Annotated in this window: 3 protein-coding genes; 2 read left to right on the forward strand and 1 reads right to left on the reverse strand. The window is 55.2% G+C overall.

The genetic code is table 11. The annotated features are described in order from the left end of the window. Nucleotides 1–792, forward strand: a complete 792-nt coding sequence (locus G7Y44_RS08780; protein WP_165249152.1) for a transglutaminase family protein — start codon at nt 1–3, stop codon at nt 790–792. A 49-nt stretch (nt 793–841) separates the two neighbouring features. Here the strand turns inward: G7Y44_RS08780 and G7Y44_RS08785 are convergent, their stop codons facing one another. After that, complete coding sequence (locus G7Y44_RS08785) at nt 842–3,319, reverse strand: LTA synthase family protein (protein ID WP_165249154.1); 2,478 nt, start codon at nt 3,317–3,319, stop codon at nt 842–844. Nucleotides 3,320–3,678: 359 nt separating this feature from the next. On the opposite strand from G7Y44_RS08785, the gene G7Y44_RS08790 reads away from it, so the two are divergent. Then, nucleotides 3,679–5,802, forward strand: coding sequence for a sodium-translocating pyrophosphatase (locus G7Y44_RS08790; RefSeq protein ID WP_206214451.1), 2,124 nt, complete (start codon nt 3,679–3,681; stop codon nt 5,800–5,802). The last annotated feature ends 256 nt before the right edge of the window (nt 5,803–6,058 follow it).

Consider the following 6,058-nt stretch of genomic DNA (forward strand, 5'->3'; position numbering starts at 1 on the left):
GTGCGGATACTTTCGTTCTCCTTCGAAACGACGCTGCAGTTCAGCGATCCGGTAAGTGAGCACAGCTTCGTGCTGCGCTGCTTACCGAAAAGCTGTGCTTCGCAGACGGTGCTTGACTCTCAAATTATCATCACGCCGCATACGACCGTTGCCGCGCAGGTTGACGGGTTCGGCAATTTGTTACAGGTAGGTCGCATCGCTGAGCCTCACAGCGAATTTAACTTCATATCGTCGGGTATGGTGGTGGTCGACACCGAGAACTGTTCGGCGGAACCGGCGCATCCCATGTTCCTTCGCGATTCGAGTTTTGCGGCAACAAGCGGGGCTATCCGCACTTTCGCAGCCGATGCGTTACGGGTGGCGTGCAATGCGCCAGCGTGGGATAAGGCGATGAAGCTATCTCATGCCTTGTACGAGCATCTATCTTACAAGCCGGGCGCTACCGACGTGTCAACGACGGCTGCTGAGGCGTTCGAGCTGGGATGCGGCGTGTGTCAAGATTACGCACATATTCTTATTGCTGCCTGCCGTGCGGAAGGTATCTGTGCGCGCTATGTGAACGGCCTGATTGTGGGGGAAGGGGCTACACATGCGTGGGTGGAAGTACACGATGGCGACCATTGGCGCGGTATTGATCCCACACATGACCGTGCGGTGACCGATGAGTACATTGCGCTGTCGCGCGGCCGCGACTTCTCGGATTGCGCTATCGAGTCCGGCGTGTTTCGCGGTGGGGCGCAACAGAGCCAGAACGTCATCGTACACGTAGTCGACCAGGCATCTCGTCTGTAACAATCGCCTGTAAAGGCTGCAAAGGTGTGATGCACACGAAGTACGCCTGCTACTGGAGCGTGTACCAAAGGTTGCTTCTAATAAGACCCCTGTTGAACAGGTTGTCGTATTGTAAGATGCGCAGGTTTTGCAGTCGCTCTTCAGCAGTGGCTGCAAACTCGCTCTCGCTGCCTTCGCCGTTGAAGCGATGCCAAGTGCCGTCGGCAAGCAGGTATCCGTTTAGGTTGATCGCGGGTATCAGCTGGCTGGTTTCAGCGAGGCAGCTCTGATACGGCGTAAGCGGCAGCCCCGCCGCACCTAGCAGTCTCACTCCAAGATAGTTGAGACTGATTCTGTTGGTATGCGTCTCACCTTCGGGAAGTGTTGGTTCGTAAGGCTCGTCAGATCTTTCTTCACTGGTGTTTTCGCTGGTTTCATCGCCTTCGCCTTCGGTGTTGTTATCGACACTGTCTTCGAAAGCGTATTCCTCGCTGCTTTCTTCCTCATTGTCTTGCACGGCGTTTCTGCCGAGAGTTCGTTGCAGCTCAACAAAGTCGGTCGGCTCGATCTGATGATCTAGCTTTGAGCGTGCGCTCGCGTTTGCCCAGATCATGTATGGAGTATTCCAGCATTCCTGCAGCGTTTCGAGGTCGGCACTACCAATTCGCTGGCCGTCGTGCGTTTCTTCCCATAAAGCTTCGGTGAACCCTGGTTGGTGGTCGCCGAAAAAGCACAGCACAATAGGTCGCTCGGTTAGCTCGAGTGCTTCTAAGAAGTCAAGCAAATCGAGTTGCGACTGCCTGACAACGCTTGCATATTCGCTGAGTTCGGGTGCGGTTGTGCCAGATGGAGTATCCACGTTCAGGCTCACATCATGAGGAACACCTTTTTCGTAGCCGCCATGGTTTTGCATGGTCACGTCGAAGATGAACTGGGGCTGCGTGTTCGCTTCAAGCATTTCGAGGATAACGTTGTAGGTTTCCTTGTCGGCGACCATGTCACGTAGCGTTTCGGCACCTTCGAATGATTCAATGCTGGTGAAACTGTCGAAGCCAAGCTGCTGGTAGATACGGTCACGTCGCCAGTTGGTCGCCTCATTGGGATGGATGGCGTGCGTTGCGTAGCCTAGGTTCGAGAAATACGACACCAGGCTTTCGGTTCCTTCGAGGTTATACTGAACGTACGGGTACGCACCGGCACCCAGAAAACCATTGGTTGAGCAGGTAAGGAATTCGAACTCGCTGTTGCAGGTGCCGCCACCTTTGGCCGACACATAGGTATAACCGCTCTCTATGGCCCCTTGTGCCAGCTGGTAATATAGTTCGGGTTTTGCCTCGGATGCTTCGAGTGTTGGAAACGATGACAAGTCGGAAAACGACTCATTCATGATGGCGATAACCGTAGGCGCTCCCTCTCCAGCTACCCCGGCGACTCCGGTGACCTCGGCGCCGTCTGTAGCTACAGCGGGACTCATCGCCTGCTTAGCTGCCAGGTCTGGCTCAAGCTGATCGGCGTAGGCGAGGGCGGGGGCTAGTGCGGTGTTATCCGGCGCTGATTCGATTGACAATGCAGTGCTTTGCTGGGTCAGAAGAGCGTCGGCGTTCGGAGGGCTGTAGCCGTCAGGTGCCTTGGGAACGAGATCCTGCATCTGCTTCATGAAGCATGCAGCTGAACCTTTACTCTGGTAGGCGTCTGTTGCGTTCCAGACGTCAATTTGCACGCCAAAGTCCTCTTCGAAATCAAGGTGCTCGAACGCGGTATACGCGCCGCCTACAATGCTAGCTGCTACCAGTACGCTCGCAAGTGCGCCGCCGAAACTCGCTTTAACCTTCGGCACGTATGCCAGCGCCGCCAAGCACGCGGCGAATACGCAAATCGATTCGAGTAGGGGCCACCCGAGCGTGTAGGAATACCCGCTGCTCACCGTAAGTGCCGTTGAGAACGCCATAACGTCGGAAGGTAGGATTGGTTGTCCTTTGAATAACGTGACGAAGTAATTTGCTATACCAATGAACAGGCATGAACCCAAAAACAATGCGATGGCAGCGCGCGAGCGCTGCAAGAGAACGAAGAGGACGGTAAACGCAACCGCCAAAATAGCTAGGCTCACCAGCACGCCTTGAGCTTCCATGAAGGGAAATCTATCGTTGTACGGCCGCTCGATCAGGTAAAACCCAATCGGTACTGCTAATACTGCTGCAATGGGGCGAAAATGCTTCCATCGCGAAAGCGGTGCTGCACTTCGAGCATCTCGCGTAAGGCAAAGCACTCCCAGGAAACCAAACAATGTGCAGCTTGCGAGAGTTGCTGGTACTGGCACGTTCAAAAAACCAGCCAGCGCGGCGAGCGCGAGAATAACTGCTGCGGCAACAAAGCCAGCGCAAGCCGCCTTCGACCATGTACAAGCCTTCTTCCACTGATGGGAAAACCACTGGCTCGGCTTAATTGGGCTGTCGGTGGCGCATCCCGGTTCAGCGGCGTCACAAGACGCCGCATCGACGGTGCGCGCAGGACAGGCCGTTTCGGCGAGCGTTGTTTTATCTGGCACGATGTCGCATACCTCATGAGTCGGTGACGTTGCCGTAAAGTAATCATTGTACCGGTTTTGCAAAGCCTGCGTAACCCAAAAGGAACCAATCGTCCTATTGAGGCATGTTTTGTTAAGGAACGGTTCAAAAAAGGTTTTGAAAAGGTTTAAAGCTTGTGCGGGTATTCCTGTGAGTGTTTTTCCAATGTCGTTCGCGGAAAAGGGGTGCGCGCGAAGGCAAAAAGAGCTAGCTATTCTGATTGTATGCTCCTAAAATGGGCGTGTTGGTCATTTTCCCGTTCAGAATGCCTAACGGAAAGATGACCCGGTTATGTATCCGATCGAGAAGGAGGATTCAAGTGACGTTGTCAGTCGCCTGGATGGCCCCGGTTTGCGCTCTTATCGGCGTTGCTGTGGCTGCGTACCTCGGGTCGTGGGTCTTAAAGCAGGACCCCGGTTCCGACAAGATGAACGGCATCTCGCTCAAAATCCAGCAGGGCGCCAAGGCGTTCCTGATGGCCGAGTACAAGCTGCTCATTATTTTTATGGCGGTTGTCGCCATTATCATGGCTGTGGCGCTTTCGCCGTGGACCGCTGCTGCATTCATTACCGGTGGCGTCATGTCCGCTGCTGCCGGCTACGTTGGCATGCACGTGGCAACTCGCGCCAACACGCGTACGGCTCATGCCGCTGAGGAATCGGTGGCCAAGGCGTTGAACATCAGCTTCAAGTCGGGCTTGACCATGGGCCTGTGCGTTGCGTCGTTCGCGTTGTTGGGTCTGTCGCTGTGGTTGGTGTTGCTCGTATTTAGCGCTGCTACTGGTGTTGATATTACGGCCGAAATTGCTGCCAAGATGCACACCAACATTGGCATGGTTGAGGGCTTCGCCACCGGCGCCTCTGCTGTCGCTCTGTTCGCCCGTGTTGGCGGCGGTATTTACACCAAGGCCGCTGACGTCGGTGCCGACCTGGTTGGCAAGGTTGAGGCGGGCATTCCCGAAGACGATCCCCGCAACCCCGCTACCATCGCCGACAACGTAGGTGACAACGTGGGTGATGTGGCTGGCATGGGTGCCGACCTGTTCGAATCCTATACAGGTTCTATTTTGGCTCCCACCATCTTGGCTGCCACCTTTGGCGCGCTGGGCTACTTCACCAATAGCATCGATCTTGTGTGGGCGCTTGTGACTCCGGTGATCATCGCTGCTTGCGGCATCATTACCTCCATCATTGGATTGTCTGCCGTGCGTGCTAAGGAAGGTGCTGCCCTGCACAAAGCGCTCAACCGCGGCACTTACGTTGCTGCCGGCATTGAGATCGTTATCATCTTCTGTATCTTCCTCATGTGGAACAACTCTGGTACCGACGCTCAGCCGCTGTTCCTGTTCGGTTCTGTACTGTGCGGTCTTCTGGCTGGCCTTGCTATTGGCAAGATTACCGAGTACTTCTGCTCCGATAAGTATAAGCCGGTTCATGGTATCGCTGAAGCTGCCGAAACTGGTGCCGCAACCGTCATCATCGAGGGCCTGGGCACGGGCATGCTGTCCACCATCGCTCCTATTATCTTGGTTTCGCTCGCCATTATCGGCGCGTACACGTTCGGCAACATGGCCTTTGCAGGTGCTGTTTCGGTGACTGAAGGCGGTATTGCTGCTGGTCTTATTGGCGTTGGCTTGGCTGCTACTGGCATGCTGTCCAACACCGCCATTACCATCGGCGTCGACGCGTATGGTCCGGTGGCCGACAACGCCGGTGGCATTGCTGAGATGGCTGGCCTGCCCGAGGAAGTTCGCGACCGTACCGACGCTCTGGACGCTGTGGGTAACACCACCGCCGCTATTGCGAAGGGCTTCGCCATTGCTTCTGCTGGTTTGTCTGCCATTTCGCTGTTTGTTTCCTATCAGGCGACCATGCATCACGCCATCCCGGGCTTCGAACTAACGCTCACTGACCCGATGATCGTTGCGGGCATCTTCTTAGGCGCTATGATGCCGTTTATGTTTGCCGCGCTGACCATGGGTGCTGTGTCGCGCGCCGCTCATGCAATGGTTGAAGAGGTTCGTCGCCAGTTCCGCGAGATCAAGGGCATTATGGAATACGAGGCCGAGCCCGAGTACGACAAGTGCGTTGCAATTTCTACTAGCTCTGCGCTGAAGGAAATGATGACCCCGGGTATTCTTGCTATCGTGGTTCCGGTGCTTATCGGCTGCTTCAACCCGGCTATGCTCGGCGGCTTTTTGGCTGGCGCCGTGGCAACAGGCATGTTGATGGCAATCTTTATGAGCAACGCCGGTGGCGCGTGGGATAACGCGAAAAAGTACATTGAACAGGGCTACCATGGTGGTAAGGGCTCTTCGGCTCATAAGGCTGCTGTTGTGGGTGACACCGTGGGCGACCCATTCAAGGATACGTCCGGCCCGTCGATGAACATCCTCATTAATCTGATGACCATCGTTTCGCTGACGTTCACTCCGCTCTTTGTGATCGTTCAGAACCTGCTCTAGTTCCTTGTTGGTGTAATCCGACATAGGTTGGAATCAGGTTGTTTAGCTCGTATGCCCCGGGTTTTGCCCGGGGCATACGCATGAGATGACGCTTAGTTTTGCTTGCTTCGCCGTTTTGCCTACGTAGGCGCTTAGCGCCATGTGAGAAACCCACAGGCTATGCCTGTGGTGCGGTAGACGGTTAAACCGTACCGCTGACATGAGAATCAGAAAAAGGCTTTCCTGTCCTATGATGGGCCTGCGATGGTCCAGATCG

This window comes from Adlercreutzia sp. ZJ141 (assembly GCF_011038965.1).
In the GTDB taxonomy this organism is placed as follows: Bacteria; Actinomycetota; Coriobacteriia; order Coriobacteriales; family Eggerthellaceae; genus ZJ141.

Excerpts from the sequence above, each read along its gene's own strand:
- G7Y44_RS08790 (WP_206214451.1), top strand. The coding sequence starts at position 3,679 with ATGGCCCCGGTTTGCGCTCTTATCGGCGTTGCTGTGGCTGCGTACCTC.